This window comes from Methylobacter sp. sgz302048 (assembly GCF_052162025.1).
Lineage (GTDB): Bacteria > Pseudomonadota > Gammaproteobacteria > Methylococcales > Methylomonadaceae > Methylobacter.
This window is the reverse complement of sequence record NZ_CP197401.1, coordinates 507501-534092: the sequence shown is the minus strand read 5'-3', so window position 1 is coordinate 534092 and position 26592 is coordinate 507501. Positions and strand designations below refer to the sequence as shown.

Genomic DNA, 26592 nt, shown 5'->3' with positions numbered 1-26592 from the left:
ACGGCGCAGTTTTTGATCGCCTATGGCTTATTATTCCAATTTTAAGATAAGAAATGCCGTCCGCCATATCAAAGCCGGGGAAGTCATCGCCTATCCGACTGAGGCGGTCTACGGTTTAGGCTGCGATCCGCTCAATGAGGACGCGGTCCTGTCTTTACTCGACATCAAGCAGCGTCCTATAGATAAGGGCCTGATTCTTATTGCTTCTTCATTACAGCAATTGCAGCCCTACCTAATCTTGAATCAAGCGATGATCGGGCGCATCACGCCGACCTGGCCCGGCCCTGTCACCTGGGTGATTCCGGCCCAGCCCTGGGTGCCTGTCTGGTTGACCGGAGCCCATGACTCACTGGCGGTCAGAGTCACGGATCATCCCGTCGCCCGCCGGTTATGCGCCTGCTACGGCAGCCCTATCGTATCGACCAGCGCCAATGCCAGCACCCGCCCCGCCATCCGACAGGCGCGCAAACTGGTGCAGGCTTTTTCGGGCAGCGGCGTTTTCATCCTGCACGGTCCCACAGGCGGCCTTACACAGGAAACGGCTATTTATGACGCAGTCAGCGGGAATCGCCTGCGTTAAACGCCACATTTCCGGCCTGGATTTTTCCGAGTATCGAAGGCCATGCCTCTGCCCAGCAGCATTGATGATCAAAATCTCTGTAGATAATGGCTCGTGCACGACTGTGGGTCTTGGCGAACGCTTCGATGATAAACGGCGGCACGTTATCATCCTTGCCGCCGGCAAAATGGAACTGCCTGATCATGGGCGGCAGTTCGGGCCCGACTGCCGGGTTTAGCGAATCACTGAGCGGCAGATAGCCATGAAATTCGCTCCATGCCTTGATATCGAGGTTGGCCGCCACTGTCACGATGGCTTTGATCTTATCGATATAGGGCGCGATCAGCATGGCCAATGTGCCGCCGCCGCTGTAGCCAACCAGCACGATCTCATTAAAATCAGTTGTTTCAAGCCATTGCTGCAAAGCCGCCGCCATGCTTTCAACGACCGGCTTCGAATAGCGGTGCGACGTCCAAAACTTATTGTGGCAAGGCTCGGTACCGCTAAAACCGTGATAACAGGGCCGGCCCAGCAAGATAGACGGCTCGCTGTCCTGCACCATCAGTTTCAGTATGATCGGACTGCGCGAGGTCGGGTCGCCTGCAATCCAGCGCTGCTGCCAGGGCGTACCGTCGCCGTCCAGGTAAACGTGCAGCGTTTTACGGTCCGTGTTTTTTACGGCATTGATATGGCTATAGATACGATGCGCGAACCGGTCGGTTCTGACCGTCAGTTCCTCAAAGCCCAAAGTGTCCGCCGCATCGGCAAAACGCTCGGAAGGCGTCGCGCAGGCACTTAACAGCATCACAGACGCCCATACATAATGGCGCATTTTCATACGATCAGATCATTGACTCTGATTCGGGCCAGTTCCCTATTGTCTACCACCAGCGCGGCGCAGCGATCCTGCCCCAAATCAAGATCGCGCACGCGCCATGCAGAAGCAGGGCCGCATTCCTCGGGAACTCTTAAAAATTCCACCGGATGCACGGGATTGATGACGCACCGGTTTACGCCCAGACCCAATCCCCGCCCTGTCGCTTTGACAAATGCTTCCTTGCGGGTCCAGAAACGGTAAAACTCGCGCGTCTTCATGGCGTCGGGCAAGGCATGCCAGTAAGCGGCTTCTTCATCGGCCAAACATTTGTGGACCAGTTCGGCCAGAGTGGTCCTGTTTTTACAGCATTCGATATCGATGCCCAATTGGCAATTCCAACCCAACGCCATGATCAGGTACGAGCCTGAATGGGACAGGTTGAATGCCAGTTGCGGATGATCGATCAGATAGGGCTTGCCGTGCTCGCTTTTGCCAATCTGGATGGCTACCGGGTTTTCGTTAAGATAATCCGTCAGCAGCAGTCTTAGGCGCCCATGTACTTCGACATAACGCCGATGTAGTACAGGCTTTGTGATTCTCTCAGCATGCGCCTGCTCGGCCGCGTCCAACAAAGCATAGTAACGCTGGTAATGCAGTTCTTCCGTCGAAATAAGCCCTTGCCAGATATCGACCGTGTTTTTATCCGGCATGCTTCACTTCCAACTGTAAACGCTGGCCCGTCCCTCGCCGCGCGGGTCGCTAGCCGCCGTCAGTGTGCCCGTGGTTTTGTCGCGCATCACCGCCTGCATATTGCCGTAACGGTAACGCGCTTCTTTCAATTGATGGCCGCGAGCTGTAAGACTACTCATCTCATCCGTAGTCAATGCTTCTTTTTCGTACTCAATCGCATCGGGAATGAACTGATGATGAAAACGCGGCACGCGAACCCACGAATCCGGGCCGTTGCCATCGGCAAAATCCAGCGCGCCCAGCAAGACCATCGAAATAATGCGGCTGCCTCCCGGCGTACCCAGCACGGCGACGCGCTTGTCATCCTCCAGAAAAGTAGGCGTCATGCTAGAGAGCATGCGCTTGCCCGGCGCTATGGCATTGGCCCGGCCGCCGACCAGGCCATAAACGTTCTTCGCGCCCGGCAGGCTGACGAAATCGTCCATTTCATCGTTCAGCACCACGCCGGTGCCTGCCGCAACCAGGCCGGCACCAAATGGGAAGTTGACGCTGAGCGTAGCTGCGACGCGGTTGCCCTCGGCATCGATGATGGAAAAATGCGTCGTGTGGGGTCCATCCGCTGCATCCTGTATGTTGCCGGACAGCATCGTGCTCGGCAATGCCTTATCCGGCCTCAGGCTGCTTCTTAATCCGGCCGCATAATCCTCATCCAGCAAGCGCTGGACCGGCACGTCGACAAAATCGGCATCGCCCAGATACAAGGACCGGTCATGGTAGGCGCGGCGCATGGCTTCGGCTATCAGATGCTTGCGCGTTACGTCATCCGCGTGCTTCAAATCGTAGCCGGACAGAATGTTCAATGCCTCGATCAATACGATACCGCCCGCTGAAGGGGGCGCCGCGCTGGTAACTTTTATGCCGCGATACCATCCTCTGACCGGTTCCCGCTCGACCACCCGATAATTCGCAAGATCCTGTAAAGTCCAGATGCCGCCGGCCTTTCTGACGCTGTCCACAAGTTTTTCGGCCACATCGCCGTCATAGAAACCGTCCCTGCCGTCTTCAGCCAATTGCGTCAGGGTATTCGCCAGATCCGGCTGGCGCAGTATCGATTTGTATTCAGGCACATTGCCGTTATCGAGAAACTGCCGCGCCGTCTCCGGATCTTTCTTCATCACGTTGATCCTGAACTTGAGCAGTTTGCGATGTATCTCGCCAATGGCAAAACCGTCCCGCGCATAGCGGATTGCCGGCGCCAGGCTCTGCGCCAGAGGCAGACGGCCGTATTTTTCCGACAGATGCACCAGCGCCGCCGGCATGCCCGGTATCGCGGCCGCCAGCGCACCGTCGACCGATAAGCGCGGCGCGACTTCGCCGTTCTTGTCGAGGAACATATCGCGATGGGCCGCCAGCGGCGCTTTTTCACGCCCGTCTATCATCGTTTCAAAGCCGTCGTTAGCCCTGTGCAGCAACCAGAAACCGCCGCCGCCCAGCCCCGATCCGGACGGTTCGACCACGGCCAGCGCGGCACTGACCGCGACCGCCGCATCGAACACATTGCCGCCTTTATTAAGAATTTCAAAGCCGGCTTCAGTCGCTAAAGGATGTGCGCTGGCAATGGCGGCCTTGCCGTCGGCATGAACCTGCGTTCCCCAAAAAACAGCCGTTGCTATCAGCGCTGCACAACATTTCTTTAACATCTTTTCCCCTGATCGAGTTGTATTTGAAGAATGGAACTTCCTGCCTACCCGGCAATAAACACGAATTTATTTTGCAAGCCGTCCTGCTTCGATAATCAGGCCGCGCACCGGCAATTGCATCGGCCCAACATATTGGCTCGTATTGTGCCGTATCTATGATATGTGATATATAACAAAAGCCTTGGTAGTTCCAATAAAACGAGGCGCTAATAATAACTCTAAACATAAACAAACAAGGATATGCTGTTATGAAAACATATATTACCGCTTTAGCAGGTGCTTTCGCTCTTTGCCTGAGCGCCCAGTCCAATGCAACAGAACATCATACAGCGCAAGCGCTAGAACATTCAGCCATGGCAACGGCCCATGGACAGGATGGCCACGCCGACCAGTTGCTCAAGCATGCGGAAGAAGGCTTGAAACATGCTGAAGCTGCGGAAAAAGAACATGCTGAAGCTCATAAACATATGACAGAAGCAGTTGATCATTTAAAACAATCCATAGAACATGCCAAAAAAGGCCATGCCGATGTAGGCACTAAACATGCCGAAGAAGCGATGGTGCATATGCGCCAATCCATCGGCCAATAAGCAAGCCCAATAATGCTGAAAAGAGGGTGCTATGCATCATTGCACCCTCCTTATTAATAGATCTCACGGATAACTCCCGATTGCTTCGCGCATCAAGAACTTGATCCTCATGTCAGATAAAGAATACACGCTCGGCTTCATCGGCATCGGCCTGATGGGCAAGCCGATGACTTTGCGCCTGCTCGATGCAGGCTTTAAGGTCAACGTCTGGAACCGCACCCCCGAAAAGCTGCTTCCGGTTACTGAGGCCGGCGCACAAGCCTGCAGCTCAATAGTAGAGTTGGTTCAAGCATCCGATGTCACCATTTTGTGCCTGGCCGATACGGCCACCGTCGAATCCATCGTTAAGACCGACATCCTGGCCAGCGGTTCGGCCGGCAAACTGCTGATCGACTTATCCAGCATTCATCCCGAGACGACACGGCAATTGGCTGCCGCACTGCATGAAACCTGCGGCATGAGTTGGGTCGATGCGCCGGTCTCGGGCGGCGTCGCCGGCGCCCAGCAAGGCAACCTCGCTATCATGGCCGGCGGCAGCGCCGAGAACATTGCTGTCGCGCGCCATGTGCTGGCGCCGCTGTATCAGCAATTGACGCACATGGGCGATGTCGGCAGCGGCCAGATGACGAAAATCTGCAATCAGATGATAGTCAGCTGCAATGTCATGGTCATCGCCGAAATGATGGCGCTGGCCAGGCAGGCCGGCGTCGATGCCGAAAAGATACCGGCCGCGCTGGCCGGCGGTTTCGCCGACTCCAGGCCGCTGCAGATCGTCGGCCCCGAAATGGCGACCGGGACATTTGAGCCGGTCAAATGGCGCGTCAAGACCTTGCTGAAAGACCTCAACATGGCCGTCGACGTCTCGACCCGGCAGGGCAATGCCGTGCCGATGTCCGCTCTGGCCGCGCAACTGATGCAGTTGCATGGCCGGCAGGGCTTTCTGGAGCAGGATCCGTCTACATTAATCAAGCTGTTCAGCAAAGCCGATGCTTAAATTTACCGCCAATCTGAGCCTGCTGTTTACCGAAGCGGATCTAATAGAACGCTTCGAGGCAGCCAGCCGACAGGACTTTACCGCCGTTGAGATTCAGTTCCCGTATGCGCTGGACGCCCAAACATTAAAAAATGCCCTAACGGCGGCCGGGCAAAAGCTGGTGCTGTTCAATGTCGATGCAGATGATTTGTTGCAGGGCGGTGAAGGGCTGGCCTGCGTGCCGGAAAAACAGGCCCGGTTCCGGCAGGCGGTCGCGCAAACGCTCGCTTATGCAGAGGTGCTGAAACCGGCTGCGATCAATGTGCTGCCGGGGCGCTGTCTGAATGAAAGCCGCCTGCCGAAGTATATGAAAACTTTTAAGGAAAATCTGTGTTTTGCCGCCGATGCCTTTGCGCCGCTAGGCATTAAAACGGTTTTTGAGGCGATCAATACCTGCGACATGCCTGGCTTTATTATCCACAGCGGCGCGCAGATGCTGGCCGTGCTGGACGAACTGGATCGCCCCGACCTGTTCATGCAATACGATGTCTATCACATGCAGATGATGGGTGAAGATCCTATCAGGTTTATCGCCGATCATGCCGACAAGATCGGCCATATTCAGTTCGCCGACTGCCCCGGACGCGCGCAGCCCGGCACCGGTCGAATCGATTTTGAACGGCTTTTTTCGGCGATTGAAAAATCAGGCTACTCCGGCTGGGTAGGCGCCGAATATAAGCCGATGGGAACAACCTTGGACAGTCTGGACTGGTTTAGAAAGCTTGAGAGGGAAAGATCACGCCGATAAGACGTGATCTTCTTTTGTGATGAAAAATATTACTGTGTCAGTTTCAGATATTTCTGATACAGACTGTCTTTATCCTCGACATTCTTAGGGTCTTTGTCGATGCAGTCGACCGGACACACCTCTATGCATTGCGGCACATCGTGATGGCCTACGCATTCGGTACACATGGCAGGATTGATGACATAGATGTCTTCGCCCTGGGAAATGGCGCCGTTCGGGCATTCGGGCTCGCAGACATCGCAATTGATACATTCATCACTAATAAAAAGGGACATACTTACTCCTAACTAAATTTCCCAATCAAATGCTGTAGCACAAGATCAGGGACAAAACTTGACACATCGCCTTTCAGCTGCGCGATCTCTCTGATCATGCTCGAAGAAATAAATTCATACTGTTCGGCCGGTGTCAAAAAAACCGTTTCAAGGGCCGGCGCCAGGCGCCTGTTCATGCCGGCCAGCTGAAATTCATATTCGAAATCGGAGACGGCGCGCAAACCTCTCAAAATCACATGCGCTCCATGCTGTTTGGCACATTCGACCAGCAAATTGTCAAAACCGACCACCTCGACGTTTGCATACCCAGTCGTCACGCCTTGCACCAGCGCGACACGCTCTTCAATCGAAAACAGCGGCGATTTGCCGCGATTAACGGCGACAGCGACGATGATTTTGTCATAAAGCCTGGACGCTCTGGCAATCAGGTCCAGATGCCCGTTGGTGATGGGATCGAATGTACCAGGATAGATCGCGGTAATGTTCATATGACGGCTATAAAACTGACTATTTTATATCAAGTATATCGGCTTGAAAAAATAAATCAGCTTAATCGCTCGAATAAATGATAGCCGACTTCGCCTGCAGTCTTGCTTTTCAGGCACTGCCAATTGGCGGGCATGCCGCTCAGGTCAAGCTTGCACTCTGTTTCGACATAGATTTTGGCGTGATTGGCCAGCCAGCCTTTTTCCTCCAGCCACTGGCAGGTTTGAACGGCCAGGTTCCTGGCGAACGGCGGGTCCATGAAGACGACATCAAACGCTTCGGCATCGCCGGCCAGATAGCGCAAGACGTCCATCTGCACGATTCTGATCTGGTTAGCGGCCAGTGCGGCCGAATTTTCCTTCAAGCTTCGGCAGGCTTGGGGATTACTTTCCACTTGTATGACCGAAGCGGCACCCCTTGACGCCGCTTCAAATCCCAGCGCGCCGCTGCCCGCATATAGATCCAGGCAACGTTTGCCGATGATCTCGCCCTGCAGCCAGTTGAACAGCGTTTCCCGCACTCTTGCCGGCGTCGGCCTTAAGCCCGGCAAGTCGACAAAACTCACCTGCCGGCTGCGCCATTCTCCGCCGATGATTCTGAGCTTGTTTTTCACTTTTTCGCAGGGGCTCCGCCTAATGTGATGGTCTGGAGCAACTGCGGATCGATGTGGCGCTTGAAGGCATCCTTGATTGAAGAGACTGTCACCTGCTCGACTTTTTGCTGGAATGCGTCCAGGTAATCCAAAGGCAGCTCATAGAAGCCGATCATGGAGACATAATTAGCCAGTTCCTTGTTGGTATCAAAACGCATTGCAAAACCGCCCGTGATATTTTTCTTGGCTGCCGTCAATTCCGCTTCCGTCGGGCCTTCGTTGATGAAGTCCGCCAGTGATTTATTGAGCACTTCCAGCGCTTTCTGCGTCTGGTCATTGCGCGTCTGCAGGCTCGCTACAAACGGGCCTTTTCTGAACATCGGCACGAAAGAGCTGGAGGCGCTGTAAGCCAGCCCGCGTTTTTCCCTGACTTCATTAAAGAGCCTCGAAACCAGCACAGCTCCGCCCAGGATATGATTGCCGACATACAGACTGAAATAGTCAGGATCTTTGCGATAAGTGCCCGGCATGCCGACCAGCACATGTGTTTGCGATGAAGGAAAATCGATATGCCGTTGGCTTGCTTTTGTCGGCATTGCGACCTCCGGCAATGGCTCGGGCTTTTGGCCTGCCGGCAGTTCCGCGACCAGGCTTTGCGCCGTCTTTTCGGCCTGTTCTTTGCTCAAATCGCCGACGATAACAACCATGGCATTGGCCGCTACATAGTATTTTTTGTAAAACTCCCGTAAATCATTAGCGCTGAAGCCGGCTACTGTTTCGATAACGCCATCGCTGGGATGCGCATAAGGGTGGTCCCCATAGACAGCTTTAGAAAAGGCGATATGCGCCAGTTCGGCAGGCGATTCTTCGCGCTGTTTCAGAGCGGCCAGCGTCCTGTTTTTCTCACGCTGAAAATCGGCCTCGTTAAAGGTTGGTTTAGCCAGCATGACCTGCAGCGTTTCCAGCGCTTTATCGAATAATTTCTTATCGGTCAATGTCCGCAGCGATACCCAAGCCGTGTCATCGGAAATGCCCGCGCCAACATCCGCGCCGACGCTTTCAAAACGCTTCGCGATTTCATCGGCGTTCCATTCTCCGGCCCCGGTATCCAGCAAGGCCGACGTCAAAGCCGCAATACCGAATTGGGAGCCGTCGCGCGCGCTGCCGGCATCGAAGGACACCTGGATATCGACCATCGGCAGACCTTCTGTACGAACGTAATAAACCCGGCTGCCTTGAGCCGTCTGCCAGTGATCAATCTTGGCCGCCGACCAGACCGTCTGGCTGAACAATAAAAAAACGATACCTATCAAACTAGCGCGCATCATGCTCTCCTTGGGTTGTTGGGCTTGCTTTGTTTTCTTTTATTTCCTGGGGCTCCAGATAAGCGATATTCAAGTGATCCTTGATCAGATATTTACGCGCGACATCGCGCACCTGTTCCGCCGTTACCTGATTGACCTTTTTGACGTATTCGTCCACTGTCGGCCAACCCAGCCCGACCGTTTCAGTCATGCCCAACTGCATGGCCTGATAAAACATCGAATCGCGCTGGTAAATGTCGCTGGCCAGCACTTGCGCCTTGATGCGCTGCAATTCTTCATCGCTGACCAACTCATTTTGCAGCTTGACCACTTCATCCTTTAGGGCCGACTGCAGATCCCAAACCGTCTTGCCATCGGCCGGGGTCGCCTCCAGTGTGAACAAGTCTGACAGCCGCGAAGTCAAATCGTACCCGGCGCCCGCCGAGACCGCGATTTGCTTGCCGCGCACCAGTCTTGACGCCAATCTGGCGCTATTGCCGCCGTCCAGCACGCCGGCCAGCACTTCCAGCGCATAGGCTTCCCACTCCCTCTCTGCCGTTTTCAGGCTGGGCACTTTATAACCCATGACGATGTAAGGCAGTTTTGCCGGCAGTTTGATCGTCATCTCTCTGACGCCGATCTGTTCGACTTCGGTTTGCGGTTTTAACGGTTTGATTTCACTGGTTTTCAACGCGCCGAAATATTTTTCGGCCAGATCGAAGACGGCCTTCGGTTCGACATCGCCGACCACAACCAGCGTGGCATTATTCGGCGCATACCAGCGCTGGTACCAGGCTTGGAGATCTTCCACAGTATAATTGGCAATGTCGGCGGGCCAGCCGATCACGGGGTTCCGGTAAGGACTGTTGGTGTGCGCCATGGCCATGAAATATTCCTGCATCTTGGCTCGCGGCTTGTCATCAGTGCGCATCCTGCGCTCTTCGGTTACTACTTGCAGTTCTTTCTTCAGTTCATCAGCGAGCAGATGCAGATTGCGCATCCGATCCGCTTCCAGTTCAAAGCTGACGTCCAGCCGGGATTTGTCCATGGTCTGGAAATAAGCTGTGTAATCCTGACCGGTAAAGGCATTTTCGTCACCGCCGTTCTCAGCAATGATGCGGGAGAATTCACCGGCCGGATGCTTGTCCGTGCCTTTGAACATCATATGTTCCAACATGTGAGAAAGGCCGGTAATGCCGCCCGGCTCGTAGCTGGAACCGACTTTGTACCAAACTTGGGAAACCACGACTGGCGACCGATGATCTTCCTGGACCAGAACTTTTAATCCGTTTCCTAAAATCCGTTCCGACACTTTTGTCTCGGCACTGCTCGAAAAGGCCGGCAAACATAACAATATTGCAAATAGTAATCGATTATTCATAACTCCCTCTTTAATCTAAATGGTAGTGCTTCCGACTATTTCAATAATTAATCGTTCACGGTATTCTATACAATAATGAAAAAGTTGGAATTTATTAAATAATGACGAGCGACTCTACTTTGCTTTCCTGGCGAAACTATCTTGAGCTGTGCAAACCGAAAGTGGTTACACTGATTGTATTTACTGCAGTTGTCGGTATGTTATTGGCAGTTCCGGGAGTACCGCCTCTGGATACGCTTATTTACAGCACCGTAGGCATTGCGCTGGCGGCTTCTTCAGCGGCGGCGGTCAATCATTTCATCGATCAGAAAGCTGATGCGGAGATGAAACGCACCCAGAACCGCCCCCTGCCGAAAGGCGAACTGAGCTCCAAAAACGTCATTATCTTTGCCTTGATTCTGGGCATTATTGGTATGGCACTGCTGATTTTCATGGTCAACATACTGACGGCTGTACTGACCTTTCTGTCATTAATCGGTTACGCCATAATCTATACCGTCTACCTGAAAAAAATGACGCCGCAGAACATCGTCATCGGCGGTGCGGCCGGCGCGGCGCCGCCGTTGCTTGGCTGGTGCGCCATGACCGGCGAAATACATCCTTATGCGCTGCTGCTGTTTTTGATCATTTTCGTCTGGACGCCGCCGCATTTTTGGGCGTTGGCCATCGCCCGCCGCGAGGAATACGCCAAAGTTGAAATACCCATGCTGCCGGTCACGCACGGCCCGGAATTCACGCGTCTGCATATTCTGCTCTATACCGTGCTATTGCTGATCGTGACGCTGCTGCCCTATCTGACCGGCATGAGCGGACTGATTTATCTGGCGGCGGCCGTACCGTTAGGCCTGGGTTTCATCTATTTCGCCATTCTGATGATGCGCAGGAAAGATGACAGAACCGCCATGCAAACTTTCGGCTACTCGATCATTTATTTAATGATTATGTTCGCCGCCTTATTGGTCGACCATTATGTGGCATTAACCTTATGAAACTGACCCACCACGAACAGACACCGCATCCGGAGCATCCATTCGCCGAATATATCCGTATTCTCGGCAAAGGCAAAAAAGGCTCAAGGCCACTGACGCAGGATGAAGCCTATCAGGCTATGAAAATGATCCTGGCTGAAGAAGTGCAGCCTATCCAGCTGGGCGCATTCTTGATGTTGATGCGGGTCAAGGAAGAAACCCCGGAAGAATTGGCCGGTTTTGCCCAGGCCGCGCAGGAGTCATTCAATCTTGCCGGGCATTCTGTGAAAGTCGACCTGGATTGGTCATCCTATGCCGGCAAACGCCGCCATTTGCCCTGGTTTCTATTATCAGCCCTGTTGCTGGCTGAAAACGGCATCAAGGTTTTTATGCATGGCTCGGAAGGCCATACGGCCGGCAGAATTTACACGCAGGACGTGCTGAAATTTTTAAACCTTCAGCCCGCCAATTCCATTGCAGAAGCCGTACAGCAAATCGAGCAACATAACTTCAGCTATCTTTCGCTGGAGCATTTTTGCCCGAAACTGCATGAGATTATAGAACTGCGGCCGCTGCTGGGATTGCGCTCGCCGGTTCATACCCTGGTGCGCCTTTTAAATCCGTTTAATGCCGACTACAGCATTCAGGGCATTTTTCATCCCGGCTACCGCCCGGTTCATCAGCAGGCTGCGGCCTTATTGAATCAGCCACATATGGCCGTATTGAAAGGCGAAGGCGGCGAGACCGAACGCAATCCGGATATGGATTGCCTGGTGCAAAGCGTACACAACGGGCAATTATCGGATGAAAACTGGCCGGCTTTGTTCACGCACCGCCATGTCAAGCCGGAACTGCTCGATCCGCAAGAGTTGGCATTGATCTGGCAGGGCAGCATTGAGGATCAATTTGCGGAAGGCTCCATCATCGGCACAGCCGCGATTGCGCTGAAACTATTAGGCAAAGCCGATACGCAGCAGCAGGCGCACGAGTTGGCTACGGCTTATTGGGAAGGCAGGGATAAGCAAAAATTCGCAGGCCCCTAGCATGCTTGATCCATGATCGCCAAGCGCATGCTGTCGCTCATACTGCTTTATTTGCTCCTGTTGCTGATCGTTTTCCTGTTTCAGCGAAAACTGATCTACCTCCCCTCTCAACTTGAGCCAGAGCGCCAGCAGGAGTTGGCCCAACAGTTGAATCTCAAACTCTGGCCGACGAACGACGATTACCTCGGGCTGATTTCACAAACGCCGTCTGTGGCTGATAAAGGGACGATTGTCGTATTCCACGGCAACGCAGGCTCAGCAATCAACCGCATCTATTATTTGCAAGCCCTGGAAAAGCTTGGTTACCGCGTCATCCTGGCCGAGTATCCGGGCTATGGCGCCAGAGCAGGCGATCCTTCGGAAACGGTATTGGTTTCGAATGGCATTGCAACAGTAAAACAGGCCCTGCATGACTTTGGCGGGCCGATTTTTCTGTGGGGCGAATCGCTGGGAGGCGGAGTGGTTTCGGGTATCGTAGCCAGCGGACAGGTTCCGGTAAAAGGCATCGCCCTGGTCACGCCATTTGACAGCCTGGCCAATGTTGCTCACCATCATTACCGATTCCTGCTGGCAAGATGGCTACTCCGTGACCAATTCGACAACGTCGAGAATCTGCGGCACTACACTGGAAACACGGCCGTTGTACTGGCCGAAGCCGATGAAATCATTCCTGTGAAATACGGAGAGAACCTATTCGATTCACTGCAACATCCAAAAAAACGCTGGATATTCAAAAACGCCAGCCATAACAATCTGCCGCTGGCTCCCGGCCTGCCCTGGTGGCAAGAGGTGATGCAGTTTGTTTCAGATTAAAACGAAATAGCATCGATAGCCGCACTGACCTTGTACATATACTGTAAGCCGATCATTGTTTCACTATCGGCAGTATGATTAACCCATATTACTTTTATCTGCCCTTCCAGTTCCATCTGCTCAAAGTCAAACACAGTCGTCAGTCCCTCTTCAACGGCCGTTGTTCCCTCCAGAAGAATCATTAAACCGCCTGCCGAAACATTGACGGTAGTAAATTCCCAATATTCACCGTTTAAAAAGATCCGTCCTGGAACAGCCAGATTTTCTCTGTGAAATTTTCTCGTATACGGCCGATTACCCTCGCTATGACTGATATGTTTAAATTCCATAGCGATGAAAGCACGCTCATCATCCATATCGATTCTGACAACTTCAGCATTGCCAACTAAACGCAGCTCCGGAAGATGCACATCAATCATTGTCGACGCCGACAATGTCTTATAAAGATCTCGGACATTCTCATAACCCTGCCTGCTGTCCAATTCAGCAAGTGCTCCGGTTATTGACATATTCTTGACAGTAACCGCTCTCTTTTCTCCGCCCATAACAATCGAACCGTTCGATGTTAAATTTTTACGATAAGGTCGCTTTACGTAGAACACCTGGGACATCTCCTTGCTTGATTATCTGTTAATGTCGGCTCGTTTGCTGTACAAGACTATGACATATCATTATATTGCTGAGCTTATATTATCGTTTGTTTTTTTAACTCTAACCATATTCTTCAGTATTTTAATTCCTCTGCTCTACCATGAAGAAACCATTCATACTGCCTCTATTACTTTCTCTAACCGCCTGCGCAACCATACCGCCAAAGAATAGCGATAATATCTGCGCGACTTTCAGAGAAAAAGATGACTGGTATAACGATGCCAGAAAATCATTTCAAAAATGGGGGATACCTGTCCATGTTCAAATGGCGATCATGCATCAGGAATCGCATTTTGTCGCCGATGCGAGGCCTCCCCGCCCCTGGCTGTTAGGTATCATTCCCTGGTTTAGGTCCAGCAGCGCCTATGGCTATGCGCAGGCCAAGGATGAAACTTGGGACAGTTATGTCGATAATGCCGGCAGTTGGTGGGCCGACCGTGATGAATTTGACGATGCCGCCGATTTTATCGGCTGGTATTGCAGTATCAGTTACAAGAAGCTGGGCATCCCAAAATGGGACACAAAAAATTTATATCTTGCTTATCATGAAGGGCATGGCGGTTATATGCGCAAGAGTTATCTGAAAAAACCATGGCTGATGCAGGTAGCCAGCAAAGTAGCCAGGCGCGCGCAAATATTTCAAAGCCAATTAAATACTTGCAAGAAGAATTAAACAGCAAAAGACGGTTTTTTGATAAACTACATGCCTCACATTTACCGTATGAGAGGAGGGGAAACCGTGAGAAAACTTCAAGCTCGAATTCTTTCAGTTATTACAATTATTCTTGTAGGAATCACTATGTTTTCAATGGCTAATGCCACAACACCCGAAGAAAATAAAGCTGCCGGCGAAGCGTTCCTCGCAGAAAATGCCAAAAAGCCCAATATCATCACGACAGCAAGCGGTCTGCAATACGAAATCCTGAAAAAAGGCGAAGGCGCGACACCGTCCGGCACTGATAATGTAACTGTACATTACAAGGGCACAACAATTGACGGCAATGAGTTTGACAGCTCCTACAGCCGAGGCGAACCCGCCACATTTCCGCTTAACCGCGTCATTCCCGGCTGGACCGAAGGCGTTCAATTGATGCAGGAAGGCGCTCAATATCGTTTTTATATTCCTTCAGAATTAGCCTATGGCGCTCACGGCGCAGGCCGTCTGATTGGCCCGAACTCAACATTGATCTTTGATGTGGAATTGATCAAAATTCAATAAAAATGCCCATTTGGCGCGTAATACATCAATCTGCGCCATATCTGCAAATGCTATCGGCTGAAAAGCCATGCTGAAGCCGATAGCCAACCGATAGCCCCTGCCTTGTTTGACCATGCCTATTTACCAATTATTTGCCACAACACCCAAAGCGATGGAAACCATTCTTGCCGAAGAGCTTCAGGCTCTTGGCATTAAGCCTATCAAACAAACTCTGGCGGGCGTGGCGTTTGAAGGCGACCTAGAAACAGCTTATCGGGCATGCCTGTGGTCCAGAACGGCAAACCGAATCTTACTGGTGCTGAGTTCTTTTGAAGTCAAAACCCAGGATGATCTTTACTACGGTGTCAAGCGGATCAATTGGTTTGAGCATTTGCAACCGGAAGGCAGTTTTGCTGTCTCGTTCAGCGCCAAGAACTCACCTGTTATCAACAATACTCATTTTGGGGCTTTAAAAGTTAAAGATGCGATCGTTGACCAAATGCGTGCCAAATTCCAGAAACGTCCGAACATCAATACCGAGCAGCCTGATATCCGCATCAATGTTTATCTACAAGGAACCACAGCGCAGCTCAGCCTGGATCTTTCCGGCGAAAGCTTGCACCGGCGCGGTTATCGCGATATCAATATTAAAGCGCCGATAAAGGAAAACCTGGCTGCGGCCATATTGCTGCGTAGCGGCTGTCCTCAAATCGCCCTACAGCATGGCTCGCTGATCGACCCGATGTGCGGCTCAGGAACCTTGCTGCTAGAAGGCGCAATGATCGCAGCCGATTACGCGCCCGGCCTGTTGCGTGATTATTTCGGTTTTATTGGCTGGAAAAAACACGATGCCGCATGCTGGCAAAAATTGCGCGCCGAAGCCGAACAACGGAAAGCGGTCGGGCTTGAGAGACTGCCGGTTATCGTCGGTTTTGATCAGAACCGCCACGCCATCAATGCCGCTTTAACGCATATTACCAATGCCGGTCTACAACATAAGATCCATGTCGAACGCCGCGATATCAGCGATGCACAACCAGCGGAAAGCTGGAAATCCGGCTTGATCGTCTGCAATCCGCCGTATGGCGAGCGACTCGGTGATGAACAGGAAACAGCCGAACTATACAAGCGCTTCGGCGATACGCTGAAAACGCATTTTACCGGCTGGAAAGCTGCCATGATCATCAGTAATCCGGAACTGGGCTTCCGTCTAGGAATCCGCTCGCAAAAGCCGATTACGCTGTTCAACGGTGCAATCGAATGCAAACTCTTGCGCTTTACCATTGAAGAAAGCGCTTTTTTCACACCCAAGGCCAAAACGCAGGATGAAAGGCTGAGTCAAATCACCGACACCAGCAAGAAGCCGTCTGTCGATGCCAGCGCCGATATGTTCGCCAATCGGCTAAAAAAAAATCTCAAAAAGCTCTCCAAGTGGGCTCAGCAGAATAAAATCAGCTGCTATCGGATTTACGATGCCGATCTTCCGGAGTACGCGGTCGCCGTTGATATTTATCAGAGTGAGCAAACCTGGGTCAATGTCCAGGAATACGAACCGCCCAAAAGTATCGATCAGCACAAAGCCGACCAGCGATTGGCCGGCGTGCTGGCAGAAATACCGCGCGTGCTCCAGATAAGCCCGGATCAGGTCTTCCTGAAAATACGCCGCAAGCAGAAAAGCACCGACCAGTATGAAAAGCACGGCGATTCCGGCGTGTTTCATGTTGTCGAAGAAGGCGGCTGCAAAGTGCTGGTCAATTTTGAAGACTATCTGGATACGGGCCTGTTTCTGGATCACCGGCCTATCCGCCTCATGATCCAGCAACAGGCCAAAGGCAAGCGCTTCCTGAATCTGTTCGCCTACACCGGTAGCGCGACCGTTCATGCGGCCCGCGGCGGTGCCCAATCAACCACGACGGTCGATATGTCTAATACGTATCTCAATTGGGCCAAAAAGAACATGCAGCTGAACAACATGCAAGGAGAACACGAGTTCATTCAGGCAGATTGCCTGGATTGGCTGGCAACTGAAGCTAAGCAGCTTTACAGCCGTCAGTATGATTTGATTTTTCTCGACCCACCGACTTTTTCCAATTCAAAACGCATGGATGACGTGTTTGACGTGCAAACCGACCATGTATCGATGATCAAGAATGCGATTTCACTGTTGGCGCCAGATGGCGTTTTATACTTCTCGACCAATTTCAGACGCTTTAAACTCGACAGTTCAGCCCTGTCCGGGCTAGTTATTGACGATATTACCGCGGACACTATCCCGGAAGATTTTGCCCGCAATCCCAAAATCCATTATTGCTGGAGAATCAGGCATGGTGCGTAAAGTCAAAATTCTGGTTTCTGGCCGGGTTCAGGGCGTCTATTTTCGCGCCTTTACCCAGAACAAGGCCAAACAGTTAGGTGTGAAAGGCAGCGCTCGAAACCTGGCGGACGGACGCGTTGAAATTATTGCCGAAGCCAAGAGCCCAACAATCGAAGAGTTCATCAAATGGTGCAGCAAAGGACCTGTAACGGCTCGTGTTGATCACATTGAAATGGCCGAATTACAGTCTGATGAACAATTAACGTCATTCGACATAATAAGATAAATCCGTTTATGTTATTAGTTTATTCGCGGGTCCAGGCAGAGATTGTTTCTTGTTTGTCTTTTTCGAGAAATACAGCAGCACGCGGTAGCTCAGCAACAAAAAAATTATCAATGCATAAACAAGAGGCTGACTGTAATCGGCTTTAACCAGCCAGAAATAATGGATTAGCGCGGTAATGGCAATGACATAAACCAATCTATGCAGTTTTTTCCAGTTTGTCCCTAAGCGCTTTTGCATCACTTTTGTCGAGGTGACCGCCAGCGGAATCATCAGGAAAAAAGTCAGCAACCCCATCAGAACATAAAGACTCTCGGATACCTCGTCCTTAAACGCATACCAGGAAAAGGACAAATCGAGGACGATAAAAACCAGAAAATGCAATGTGGCATAGAAAAAGGCGAACAGCCCTATCATGCGCTGAAATCGCGTCGGCCAGTTTTGGCCGGTTATTTTTTTATAAGGCGACAGAGCCAAACCTATGCATAGAAACCGCAATGTCCAGTCACCGAACCCGTGATGCAATGCCTGTACCGGATTAGCTCCGAGCCGGTTCTGGATGGCCGCTGTAAACAGCAATACTAAAGGCAACAGGCTCAACAAAAAAACACAGCCTTTAATAGCAAGCCAGTAGTTTTTATCGAGCGCCATTAGAAATATTTTTTTAGATCCATGCCGGCATAAAGCGATGCCACCTGTTCTCCGTAACCGTTGAACTTTTCAGTGTTGCGCTTGGCCGTAAAAATGCTGCTGCCTAGCACTCGCTCGCGTTTCTGGCTCCAGCGGGGATGGGAAACTTCCGGATTGACATTGGCATAAAAGCCATATTCCGTCGGCGCGCTTTTATTCCAAGCCGTATCAGGCATGTTTTCCAACAGGCGGATTTTAACGATTGCCTTGATGCTCTTGAAGCCGTATTTCCACGGCACAACCAAGCGTAATGGTGCACCGTTCTGATTGGGCAGATCGTCATCATACATGCCGGTAGCCAGAATCGTTAGCGGATGCATGGCCTCATCAATTCTTAATCCCTCCACATAAGGCCATTCCAAGACGCTGGTTCGCTGGCCGACCATGACGTCCGGATTGTACAGCGTTGTAAACTCGACGAATTTTGCATTTGCGGTTGGCTCAAACCGCTTCAGCATTTTGCCCAGCGGAAAACCTATCCATGGCACGACCATAGACCAGGCTTCCACGCAGCGGAAACGGTAGATGCGTTCCTCTAAAGAATTGTCCTTTAAAATATCTTCCAAATTATAAACGCCCGGCCTGTTTACCTCACCTTCTACCGTTACGCTCCACGGTCTGGTTTTTAGCGCCCGCGCCAACTTGGATGCATCCTGTTTATTGGTAGAGAATTCATAATAATTCGTATAGCTGGTGACATCTTCGTAATCAGTCGGCACCAAAGGTTCTGAATAAGGCCCTGTGAGCACATCGGCATACTTGCCGCTTTCTGCATCAGCCAATCCTGGCAGCATCAGTGCCGCAGAGCCGACGACCGTTGCTTTGATGAATTGCCGGCGTGACTCAAAGACCGCCCGGTCGGTAATTTCGCTGCTTAAAATGTTTGCTTTGACTTTGATCAACATATTTATGCCCCTTGTGTCATATATTTACGGCCCAGCCAATAATCGGCACTGACATAGCGGCCGCCGCCCATAAAAAACAATACCAGCAGCATGATGAAGTAAGTCGTGGCAAACTCAATACCATTGTTGAGCACGACAAAATTGCCTTTTTCGGTCAGCCAAGCATAATCGCCATATTGCTGCAGTATAGATTTGGCCTGTTCCAGACGTTCCATTGCCGCTATTGTTCTATCCGTCGCGAATAAGCCACTGTCTCCGGCAATTGCCAGCCAGCCGTACTGCCAATGCACCGCGACGGCTGCAACGACCATCACCACCATGAGCGGAATAGTAATCAAGCGCACGCCAAACCCAAACAGCAAAAATAAAGCGCCCAGAATCTCAACCGTTATCGTCAACAGAACCATCAACCAGGGCAGCGGCATGCCCAATCCCCACTCTGGATTACCGAACCAGTCGACAGTACTGCTAAAGCTGGCGATTTTTTTGGTACCGGCCATCCATAAAACAGGGGCGAGGTAAAGTCTCAGCAGTAACGGCGCAAGAAAATCCAGCACTTTAGCTTTATCTAACCATTTCGACAGTCGCCGGCCCCAAACAACGCTTTCATCTACTACAGTGGCAAAATCAATATCTCTAATATTCATGATAAGCCATTCTCCTTATTAGTCATTCAGTTATAACAGCCATAGCCTTAATCGTAAGATAACTCAAATATGAAATCTGTGTCTTGATTATTTCGGTTGGAAAGGCTCAGGAATTTTCTGTTCTAATTGCAATTATGGCTGTGTATCCGTTTGGGATTGTAATCTAGCGGATGACAATCCTCGCAACGGCGGACGCATCATCGATGATTTCTCAAGACGGATGCTGATGACTTAGCCAGTCACGCACACCCAAGCCCGCGCACAGACCGGTGGCGAAGCAGGCCGTGAGCAGATATCCGCCAGTAGGAGCTTCCCAGTCAATCATCTCGCCGGCGACGAACACGCCGGGAATAGTAGTGAGCATAAGGTTTTGATCGAGGCTGCTGAAGCGCACGCCACCGGCAGTGCTGATCGCTTCGGCGATGGGGCGAGTTGCCCGCACTGTGATCGGTAAGGACTTGATGGTCGCCGCCAGCGTAGCCATATCGGCAAATTGTTCCTTACTGAGAACCTCGCGCAGCAGAGCCATCTTGACGCCGGCAATACCGAGCCGACTTTGCAAATGGCTAGATATCGACCGTGATCCGCGCGGTTTGCTGATTTCGGCAAGCACCTTCTCAGCGTCGCGTCCGGGCGCCAGATCAAGCGTGAAGGTAGCACTTCCATGGATATTCAAGTACTCACGCAGCCGCTGCGAAAACGCATAGATTAGGCTGCCTTCGACACCGTGCATGCTAATCATCATTTCGCCTTGCCGCCGCTCGGTATGCCCCTGAATGTCAGTAAAAGTCAGCGCCACCGATTTAAGGGGCGTTCCAGCGAATTTGTCTCGCAAATATGAACTCCACGCCACTTCAAAGCCACAATTAGCGCTTTGCAATGGCGCGATCTCTACGTTGCGCGCCTGCAGCCATGACACCCAAGCACCATCTGATCCCAGCTGCGGCCAGCTGGCTCCTCCCAACGCCAACACCGTCGCCTGCGGCTTGATTGAAATTTCGCCTCTCGGATTGGCCAGTCTCAACGAGCCATCAGCGTTCCAGCCCAGCCAACGGTGGCGCACATGCAGATGTACACCCGCGCTGCGAAGGCGATGCAGCCAAGCCCGTAGCATCGGCGCAGCTTTCATCCGTGTGGGAAATACTCGGCCTGAGCTGCCGATAAAAGTATCGATGCCCAGCCCGTGTACCCATGCGCGCAAGGCGCTCGGCGGCAATCGGTCGAGACATGCTTGCAGCTGCGGTTGATGATCGCCATAGCGGGTGCAAAAGGTGTTATAGGATTCGCTATGCGTGATATTCAAACCGCCGATACCGGCCAACAAAAACTTGCGGCCGAGAGATGGCATGGCATCATAAACATCGACTTGTATACCCGCAAGACAAAGCGCTTCAGCAGCCATCAGCCCAGCCGGCCCTCCTCCAATAATGGCGACTTGCTGGGTGATGTAATCGGGCTGAGCAGTGTAATTATTCATAGAGTTAGAGTATAGGTATTTGAGGCGATTCTCATTTTAACTTAAATGCCGCAGTCAATAGCTCGAACACACAAAAACACACAAAAAATTGAAGATCGATGTGAATTGGCAATAAAAATTAGTCTTTTAGCACAAAAAATATAATAAAAGACAAAAGGATCACTTAAGTTAAGTCAGATATAAATGCTCAGCTACAGCTAAATAGCCTGAGGAGTAATATTTTATGATTCTGACAAAATTTAAACTTAACGATGGTACTGAGTATTTTGCAGAAGCTTATGTTGACGGACACCTGATTAATCCGAGATTTACACCTGAATCTGTCCCTGAAACCCCTTTTATCATCCATGCTGAAAATATATTTTCAGTGCATGCTCTAGTTGATGGATACACCTTATGCGTAGGCGTCTTTGATAATCTCAATGATGCCTTATTTTGCGCTAAATATCGCCCTATTTGACATTAGGAGAGTCCCAAAATATAAATATATGCTAATCAGCGTTCGCCATTTGGCATGGTGCGCCAAAGTGTGACTCAAGGCAGATGATAAGCATTCGACACAATATCTCTCTCCGAGGTAGATCAGTAGCATGTGAAGTTTATGACATGAGATTCTTATTATCGCTTATGAAAAAATTTAAATTTGGTGACAATACTGAATGTTTGGCAGAAGACTTCATTGATGGCCACTTAGTCAATCCGGTTTTTAAGAATGGACTATTCCCAGAATCACCTTTCATTCTTCGTGTGGAGCATCAATTTTCAGTTCATAACTTGGTTAACGGATGCCTCAAATGTTTGGGCGTATTTAATAGCCTCAATGATGCCTTGAATTATGCTAAAAATGGCTATTCTTGGCGTAATGAAACTTATGCTTAATGTTCTGTTACCCATGTTATTGATAGAGAAAGACGCAATCGTTGTGTCAGCTCTCGAGCGCTCGAGAGCCGATACCTTTTCGATGCGCCGGACAATCCAAATGTTTTTGGCAAAATAGGCCGTAAGTGATATCAACCGTGGCGGGCCGAAGCCCTTGCTGAATTGTCCGAAATCAGACACAACGCCTCTCGACTGTCCATTATTTATCTTTGTCAATAACATAAAACTCGATGAACCCGATACTGCCGATTTAATAGTGACACAGCCTCTGCAAGAGGAGAGCTTAGCGGCAACTCAGCAATCAAAAAATGCTTAACACAGTTATTTCTCTATCTTCCTACAGGATGACATCAAAGGCTGGCTTCTATTTCTATACTGACTATGACGTGCAAATCTGCTATTACGCAATTTAACCAATTGATTTATATGACTTGTATATTTAGCATCATTTAACACGTCAACGGACTTTCCCGGGTGCAATATTGCCCATCCACTAGTGGAGGTGATTTATGATGACTCGTTACTTGTTTTTGTTTTGTTTTAGCCTGAGTCTTGGTTTAGCGGCTTACGCGGCCGACCCTGACCAGCCCAAAGCTAATGTGGCGGCCGAAAAGCCCGCTAAAAGCAATGCAACTGCGATCGGAGACGAGACGGGAATGTGTTTTAAAGGAACGAGTTGCGATGGTGAGAGAATTGGTTATAAGACCATTCCTGACTGCAAAAAAGCAAGAGGTAATAGCTGGTATGGACACACTATAATAGGAGGACATGACAAATGTGTTAGTAAAGATAGAGATCATTTGGATTGGAAATAATCTGTTATATTCTGGATACCATATATTTTGCGTAGAGGCTTTGGATGAAGCGATGGTGCATTACGGAACGTCTGAAATTTGCAATACCGATCAGGGGTGGACAATTCACCCGCGAAGCCTTCACCAGTAAACTCAAAACCCATCAGATCCAGATTAGCATGGACGACAAAGCCTCCCGGATCGATAATGTCTTTGTGGAATGGCTCTGGCGCTGCTTAAAGTCTGAAAAAATCTACCTGAAAATGCATGAAACACCTCAGTAAGCTGAATGCTAATTCTGCTTCTACAATGAAGAAAGACGCCATCAGGAATTAGAGCAAAGAACATCGGATGAAGTGTATTATGCTGACCTTGTTAATGAATAGAAAGCAGCATAACTCGGCAGGGTTATCACTTAAGAATGATAAATGACTGTCCAATCAGCGGAGCCACATCTGTTACTACACAAATAATCGATGTATAACCAATTTATTCTTTTTCCATATTAAATGTGTAATATCAAATGATAAATAACCATTGCCATATATTGACCCGCTGTATCGTTTGCACGATTATTGCTATCAGTTAATAAGCTATGGAACCGAATCACTTCAATATTTTCAGTGATATTCCCCTTCAACTACCCGAAGAGCTATTTGACTGTATACTCAAGCAGGATAATATTCGTATTGAACGAATCGTTTCCAGAGGCCATGTTACACCTGAAGGCTATTGGTATGATCAAGTCTTTGATGAATGGGTCATTCTGCTCCAGGGTCGGGCAATTGTCGCTTATGAACAAGACCAAGTGTGCTTCACATTAAAAACCGGTGATTATTTGTTCATCCCTGCGCATGTCAAACATCGCGTCGAATGGACTATGCCGGAAATTGATACTGTCTGGCTGGCAATTCACTTGCTTAAAAGAGATAGTTAATCATGAAGATAGGTCTACAGACATGGGGATCCAATGGCGACATCCGGCCTTTATTGGCTTTATCCGAAGCGTTACAAAAGGCGGGGCACCAGGTAACACTGGCAGCCAGCAGTATTGATAACAGCAGCTATACGGATATTTGCCAACGGCTGGCTATTGGCTACCGGCAAGTAACTGCACATATCGATTTTGATATGCCTGCCTTTGCGCAAAAAACGTTCAGAATGAACACATTGCAATGGCTTAATGCTTTACTTGAAGCGGTCTTCTTTCCGTACGAGCAGACTATTTATGAAGCATCCAAGCAATTGGTTGAAGAAAATGACTGCGTGATCGGCCATCACTTTTTGTACCCATTGAAGCTGGCTGCCAGTAAACAGAAAAAGCCACATGTTAGCGTAACATTTTGTCATGGCGCAATTTCCATGGCAGAGCAACCACCTTTTAAGTTTCCTGATTTAAGCCCTTTAATTAACCGCTTTCAATGGCATATTTTGGATTATATTTTTGATTTTGCGCTAAAAAACAATCTTAGCAAGCTCTGGCTTAGCGAGGGCATGCCTGCTTTTAAACATGTTTTTCCCGAATTGTTAAATTCGGATTTTCTTAATCTGGTAGCTGTTGATCCGCTTTTTTGCCCTTATCAGAACCAATGGCATCCGATCCATCAGAATTGTGGCTTCTTGAATTTATCAGACACGGCTGAAACCTGGTTAATTTCTGAGGATCTGCAAGAGTTTATTAAACAAGGAGAAAAACCTGTTTATATGACATTCGGTAGCTTACAGCAAGCAGTGCCTGATTGGAGCATGGATCTATTTATTAAAGCCGCTCAGAAGACAAACTGCCGCGCAATCATTCAAACCAGTTCCGATAGATATCCACCCGAAACGCAGCATGGAGATATTTATTTTATTGGCAAGCATCCTCATCAAGCTGTCTTCAAACACTGCGCAGCTGTTGTACATCATGGCGGTGCCGGAACTACTCACTCCGCTACGCTCAGCGGTTGCCTTTCAATTGTAGTGCCTTTCATGGATGAGCAACTGTTCTGGGCTTGCCAACTTCAACATTTAAACCTTGCCCCAGCCCCTCTGCCGGCAAGGAATGCAACCGCAACAGCATTATCAGAAAGAATACGAGAAGTATTACAATCAGAAAGCATGCGGTTAAATGCTCTTAAAGCCAAAAACAAAATTGATCCAGGGCAAGGGGCCCGGCGGGCCGTGCAGTTGCTGGCAGCGGCTCTCAGCCGGATCCCGCCCTGAGCGGGTGTCGGCGTTGGCCTTTTTCGCGTCGCCGGCCGACTCGAGCTATATCACGGGCGAGATCCTGACCTTGCTGGGCGGGGCGACGCGGGCGGCCTGAGCGCGGGCAAAAAAAAACCCGGGCCTCTGGGAGGACCGGGTTTTCGGATTGGCGCTTGGCGATGCCCTACTTTCGCATGGCAAACGGCCACACTATCATCGGCGCTAAGCGGTTTCACTTCCGAGTTCGGGATGGGATCGGGTGGTTCACGCTCGCTATGGTCACCAAGCAAACTGGTGTAGCAGGCCCGCTGTCGCGGCCTACTGCATGGAAATCTGTATCTCTCGCGTCAAAAAAGCGCTGTCAGTCAACCCAAACTGATTGGGTGTTATATGGTCAAGCCTCACGGGCAATTAGTACACGTTAGCTGCACGCCTTACAGCGCTTCCACACCGTGCCTATCAACCTGATCGTCTCTCAGGGCCCTTCAGGGGACTCATGGTCCCAGTGAGATCTCATCTTGGGAGGGGCTTCCCGCTTAGATGCTTTCAGCGGTTATCCTGTCCGAACATAGCTACCCGGCAATGCCATTGGCATGACAACCGGAACACCAGCGGTTCGTCCACTCCGGTCCTCTCGTACTAGGAGCAGCTTCCCTCAAATCTCAAACGCCCACGGCAGATAGGGACCGAACTGTCTCACGACGTTCTGAACCCAGCTCGCGTACCACTTTAAATGGCGAACAGCCATACCCTTGGGACCTGCTTCAGCCCCAGGATGTGATGAGCCGACATCGAGGTGCCAAACACCGCCGTCGATATGAACTCTTGGGCGGTATCAGCCTGTTATCCCCGGAGTACCTTTTATCCGTTGAGCGATGGCCCTTCCATTCAGAACCACCGGATCACTATGACCTACTTTCGTACCTGCTCGACCTGTCCGTCTCGCAGTCAAGCACCCTTATGCCATTGCACTCATTGCATGATTTCCGACCATGCTGAGGGTACCTTCGTGCTCCTCCGTTACTCTTTGGGAGGAGACCGCCCCAGTCAAACTACCCACCAGACACTGTCCCTAACCCGGATTACGGGTCGAGGTTAGAACTTCAAACATACCAGGGTGGTATTTCAAGGATGGCTCCACACCAACTGGCGTTGGTGCTTCACAGCCTCCCACCTATCCTACACAAGTAGGTTCAAAGTCCAGTGTCAAGCTATAGTAAAGGTTCACGGGGTCTTTCCGTCTAGCCGCGGGTATACTGCATCTTCACAGCAATTTCAATTTCACTGAGTCTCGGGTGGAGACAGTGTGGCCATCGTTACGCCATTCGTGCAGGTCGGAACTTACCCGACAAGGAATTTCGCTACCTTAGGACCGTTATAGTTACGGCCGCCGTTTACCGGGGCTTCGATCAAGAGCTTCTCCGAAGATAACCCCATCAATTAACCTTCCGGCACCGGGCAGGCGTCACACCCTATACGTCCACTTTCGTGTTTGCAGAGTGCTATGTTTTTGCTAAACAGTCGCAGCCACCAGTTTATTGCAACCTTCTTCGGCTTCGCCCGCGAGG

The 26592-nt window shown here is 50.6% G+C and carries 30 protein-coding genes and 2 rRNA genes (1 of these 32 cut by a window edge); 17 read left to right on the top strand and 15 right to left on the bottom strand.

Translation table 11 applies throughout. From position 1 onward, the window contains the following. Positions 1-22 precede the first annotated feature (22 nt). Complete coding sequence (locus ACTNE6_RS02720) at positions 23-580, top strand: L-threonylcarbamoyladenylate synthase (protein ID WP_442498509.1); 558 nt, start codon at positions 23-25, stop codon at positions 578-580. Here ACTNE6_RS02720 and ACTNE6_RS02715 read toward each other — a convergent pair. From ACTNE6_RS02715 to ggt, 3 genes are read right to left on the bottom strand one after another with little or no spacing between them, the layout of a single operon-like run. After that, positions 558-1397, bottom strand: a complete 840-nt coding sequence (locus ACTNE6_RS02715; RefSeq protein ID WP_442498508.1) for an alpha/beta fold hydrolase — start codon at positions 1395-1397, stop codon at positions 558-560. The two genes, ACTNE6_RS02720 and ACTNE6_RS02715, sit on opposite strands and share 23 nt — an antisense overlap. Then, complete coding sequence (locus tag ACTNE6_RS02710; protein WP_194969722.1) at positions 1394-2086, bottom strand: 4'-phosphopantetheinyl transferase family protein; 693 nt, start codon at positions 2084-2086, stop codon at positions 1394-1396. Before ACTNE6_RS02710 ends, ACTNE6_RS02715 begins: the two co-directional genes overlap by 4 nt. A gap of 3 nt (positions 2087-2089) precedes the next feature. After that, on the bottom strand, positions 2090-3766 hold the full coding sequence (gene ggt, locus ACTNE6_RS02705; protein WP_442498507.1) for a gamma-glutamyltransferase: 1677 nt from the start codon (positions 3764-3766) through the stop codon (positions 2090-2092). A gap of 248 nt (positions 3767-4014) precedes the next feature. Here ggt and smbP point away from each other — a divergent pair, with 248 nt between their 5' ends. The 3 genes from smbP to ACTNE6_RS02690 all read left to right on the top strand — a co-directional run bounded on the left by smbP (position 4015) and on the right by ACTNE6_RS02690 (position 6137). Further along, positions 4015-4356 carry a small metal-binding protein SmbP gene (gene smbP / locus ACTNE6_RS02700; protein WP_442498506.1) on the top strand — a complete coding sequence of 114 codons (342 nt, stop codon included), beginning with the start codon at positions 4015-4017 and terminating at the stop codon, positions 4354-4356. 109 nt (positions 4357-4465) lie between these two features. Next, entirely contained in the window at positions 4466-5350 is an 885-nt protein-coding gene (locus ACTNE6_RS02695; RefSeq protein WP_442498505.1) for an NAD(P)-dependent oxidoreductase, read from the top strand. Further along, positions 5343-6137, top strand: coding sequence for a hydroxypyruvate isomerase family protein (locus ACTNE6_RS02690; protein ID WP_442498504.1), 795 nt, complete (start codon positions 5343-5345; stop codon positions 6135-6137). The genes ACTNE6_RS02695 and ACTNE6_RS02690 overlap by 8 nt, the downstream gene beginning before the upstream one ends. Positions 6138-6166: 29 nt before the next feature. On the opposite strand, the gene ACTNE6_RS02685 is transcribed toward ACTNE6_RS02690, so the two are convergent. From ACTNE6_RS02685 to ACTNE6_RS02665, 5 genes are read right to left on the bottom strand one after another with little or no spacing between them, the layout of a single operon-like run. Continuing rightward, on the bottom strand, positions 6167-6412 hold the full coding sequence (locus ACTNE6_RS02685) for a YfhL family 4Fe-4S dicluster ferredoxin (RefSeq protein ID WP_268118277.1): 246 nt from the start codon (positions 6410-6412) through the stop codon (positions 6167-6169). Positions 6413-6420: 8 nt separating this feature from the next. After that, positions 6421-6900 carry a pantetheine-phosphate adenylyltransferase gene (coaD, locus tag ACTNE6_RS02680; protein ID WP_194969728.1) on the bottom strand — a complete coding sequence of 160 codons (480 nt, stop codon included), beginning with the start codon at positions 6898-6900 and terminating at the stop codon, positions 6421-6423. A gap of 56 nt (positions 6901-6956) precedes the next feature. After that, the gene (gene rsmD, locus ACTNE6_RS02675) at positions 6957-7511 is read right to left on the bottom strand and encodes a 16S rRNA (guanine(966)-N(2))-methyltransferase RsmD (protein ID WP_442498503.1); all 555 of its coding nucleotides are present in this window, start codon (positions 7509-7511) and stop codon (positions 6957-6959) included. After that, positions 7508-8815: a M16 family metallopeptidase gene (locus tag ACTNE6_RS02670; RefSeq protein WP_442499664.1), complete on the bottom strand. Its 1308-nt coding sequence runs from the start codon at positions 8813-8815 to the stop codon at positions 7508-7510. The genes rsmD and ACTNE6_RS02670 overlap by 4 nt, the downstream gene beginning before the upstream one ends. Next, positions 8805-10175: a M16 family metallopeptidase gene (locus ACTNE6_RS02665; RefSeq protein ID WP_442498502.1), complete on the bottom strand. Its 1371-nt coding sequence runs from the start codon at positions 10173-10175 to the stop codon at positions 8805-8807. The genes ACTNE6_RS02670 and ACTNE6_RS02665 overlap by 11 nt, the downstream gene beginning before the upstream one ends. A 101-nt stretch (positions 10176-10276) precedes the next feature. Between ACTNE6_RS02665 and cyoE the strand changes: the two genes are divergently transcribed. Genes cyoE through ACTNE6_RS02650 form a run of 3 tightly spaced genes read left to right on the top strand, consistent with a single transcriptional unit; the run spans position 10277 to position 12999 of the window. Continuing rightward, the gene (gene cyoE, locus ACTNE6_RS02660; protein WP_442498501.1) at positions 10277-11164 is read left to right on the top strand and encodes a heme o synthase; all 888 of its coding nucleotides are present in this window, start codon (positions 10277-10279) and stop codon (positions 11162-11164) included. Then, positions 11161-12186 carry a glycosyl transferase family protein gene (locus ACTNE6_RS02655; protein WP_442498500.1) on the top strand — a complete coding sequence of 342 codons (1026 nt, stop codon included), beginning with the start codon at positions 11161-11163 and terminating at the stop codon, positions 12184-12186. The genes cyoE and ACTNE6_RS02655 overlap by 4 nt, the downstream gene beginning before the upstream one ends. Before the next feature lie 12 nt (positions 12187-12198). Further along, a complete protein-coding gene (locus tag ACTNE6_RS02650; protein WP_442498499.1) occupies positions 12199-12999 on the top strand; it encodes an alpha/beta hydrolase in 801 nt (266 codons plus the stop codon). Here the strand turns inward: ACTNE6_RS02650 and ACTNE6_RS02645 are convergent. After that, positions 12996-13601 carry a PilZ domain-containing protein gene (locus ACTNE6_RS02645; RefSeq protein WP_194969734.1) on the bottom strand — a complete coding sequence of 202 codons (606 nt, stop codon included), beginning with the start codon at positions 13599-13601 and terminating at the stop codon, positions 12996-12998. The two genes, ACTNE6_RS02650 and ACTNE6_RS02645, sit on opposite strands and share 4 nt — an antisense overlap. Before the next feature lie 149 nt (positions 13602-13750). On the opposite strand from ACTNE6_RS02645, the gene ACTNE6_RS02640 reads away from it, so the two are divergent. The 4 genes from ACTNE6_RS02640 (at position 13751) to ACTNE6_RS02625 (ending at position 17448) form a co-directional block, all read left to right on the top strand. Continuing rightward, the gene (locus ACTNE6_RS02640) at positions 13751-14323 is read left to right on the top strand and encodes a transglycosylase SLT domain-containing protein (RefSeq protein WP_194969735.1); all 573 of its coding nucleotides are present in this window, start codon (positions 13751-13753) and stop codon (positions 14321-14323) included. Positions 14324-14449: 126 nt separating this feature from the next. After that, positions 14450-14869, top strand: a complete 420-nt coding sequence (locus ACTNE6_RS02635) for an FKBP-type peptidyl-prolyl cis-trans isomerase (RefSeq protein WP_442499663.1) — start codon at positions 14450-14452, stop codon at positions 14867-14869. A 112-nt stretch (positions 14870-14981) separates the two neighbouring features. Then, positions 14982-17183 carry a bifunctional 23S rRNA (guanine(2069)-N(7))-methyltransferase RlmK/23S rRNA (guanine(2445)-N(2))-methyltransferase RlmL gene (gene rlmKL / locus ACTNE6_RS02630; RefSeq protein WP_442498498.1) on the top strand — a complete coding sequence of 734 codons (2202 nt, stop codon included), beginning with the start codon at positions 14982-14984 and terminating at the stop codon, positions 17181-17183. Continuing rightward, positions 17173-17448: an acylphosphatase gene (locus tag ACTNE6_RS02625; protein ID WP_442498497.1), complete on the top strand. Its 276-nt coding sequence runs from the start codon at positions 17173-17175 to the stop codon at positions 17446-17448. Before rlmKL ends, ACTNE6_RS02625 begins: the two co-directional genes overlap by 11 nt. A 6-nt stretch (positions 17449-17454) precedes the next feature. Here the strand turns inward: ACTNE6_RS02625 and ACTNE6_RS02620 are convergent, their stop codons facing one another. From ACTNE6_RS02620 to ACTNE6_RS02605, 4 genes are all read right to left on the bottom strand, one after another. Beyond that, positions 17455-18096: a sulfite oxidase heme-binding subunit YedZ gene (locus tag ACTNE6_RS02620; RefSeq protein ID WP_442498496.1), complete on the bottom strand. Its 642-nt coding sequence runs from the start codon at positions 18094-18096 to the stop codon at positions 17455-17457. Beyond that, positions 18096-19040, bottom strand: coding sequence for a protein-methionine-sulfoxide reductase catalytic subunit MsrP (gene msrP / locus ACTNE6_RS02615; RefSeq protein WP_442498495.1), 945 nt, complete (start codon positions 19038-19040; stop codon positions 18096-18098). Before msrP ends, ACTNE6_RS02620 begins: the two co-directional genes overlap by 1 nt. A 2-nt stretch (positions 19041-19042) precedes the next feature. Further along, the gene (locus tag ACTNE6_RS02610) at positions 19043-19687 is read right to left on the bottom strand and encodes an HvfX family Cu-binding RiPP maturation protein (protein WP_442498494.1); all 645 of its coding nucleotides are present in this window, start codon (positions 19685-19687) and stop codon (positions 19043-19045) included. Positions 19688-19898: 211 nt separating this feature from the next. After that, the gene (locus ACTNE6_RS02605) at positions 19899-21164 is read right to left on the bottom strand and encodes a TIGR03862 family flavoprotein (protein ID WP_442498493.1); all 1266 of its coding nucleotides are present in this window, start codon (positions 21162-21164) and stop codon (positions 19899-19901) included. 223 nt (positions 21165-21387) lie between these two features. On the opposite strand from ACTNE6_RS02605, the gene ACTNE6_RS02600 reads away from it, so the two are divergent. The 6 genes from ACTNE6_RS02600 (at position 21388) to ACTNE6_RS02575 (ending at position 25042) form a co-directional block, all read left to right on the top strand. Continuing rightward, on the top strand, positions 21388-21624 hold the full coding sequence (locus ACTNE6_RS02600; RefSeq protein ID WP_442498492.1) for a hypothetical protein: 237 nt from the start codon (positions 21388-21390) through the stop codon (positions 21622-21624). 146 nt (positions 21625-21770) lie between these two features. Then, complete coding sequence (locus tag ACTNE6_RS02595; protein ID WP_194969743.1) at positions 21771-22043, top strand: hypothetical protein; 273 nt, start codon at positions 21771-21773, stop codon at positions 22041-22043. Between the two features lie 509 nt (positions 22044-22552). Continuing rightward, a complete protein-coding gene (locus tag ACTNE6_RS02590; protein WP_194969744.1) occupies positions 22553-22858 on the top strand; it encodes a hypothetical protein in 306 nt (101 codons plus the stop codon). A gap of 44 nt (positions 22859-22902) precedes the next feature. Beyond that, the gene (locus tag ACTNE6_RS02585; RefSeq protein WP_442498491.1) at positions 22903-23121 is read left to right on the top strand and encodes a hypothetical protein; all 219 of its coding nucleotides are present in this window, start codon (positions 22903-22905) and stop codon (positions 23119-23121) included. Positions 23122-23432: 311 nt separating this feature from the next. Further along, on the top strand, positions 23433-23774 hold the full coding sequence (locus ACTNE6_RS02580) for a cupin domain-containing protein (RefSeq protein ID WP_194969746.1): 342 nt from the start codon (positions 23433-23435) through the stop codon (positions 23772-23774). Positions 23775-23776: 2 nt separating this feature from the next. Beyond that, positions 23777-25042: a glycosyltransferase gene (locus ACTNE6_RS02575; RefSeq protein WP_442498490.1), complete on the top strand. Its 1266-nt coding sequence runs from the start codon at positions 23777-23779 to the stop codon at positions 25040-25042. Positions 25043-25195: 153 nt separating this feature from the next. Here the strand turns inward: ACTNE6_RS02575 and rrf are convergent. After that, positions 25196-25311, bottom strand: a 5S ribosomal RNA gene (gene rrf / locus ACTNE6_RS02570). 103 nt (positions 25312-25414) lie between these two features. Next, positions 25415-26592 (bottom strand): 23S ribosomal RNA (locus ACTNE6_RS02565); it runs 1715 nt beyond the window's last position.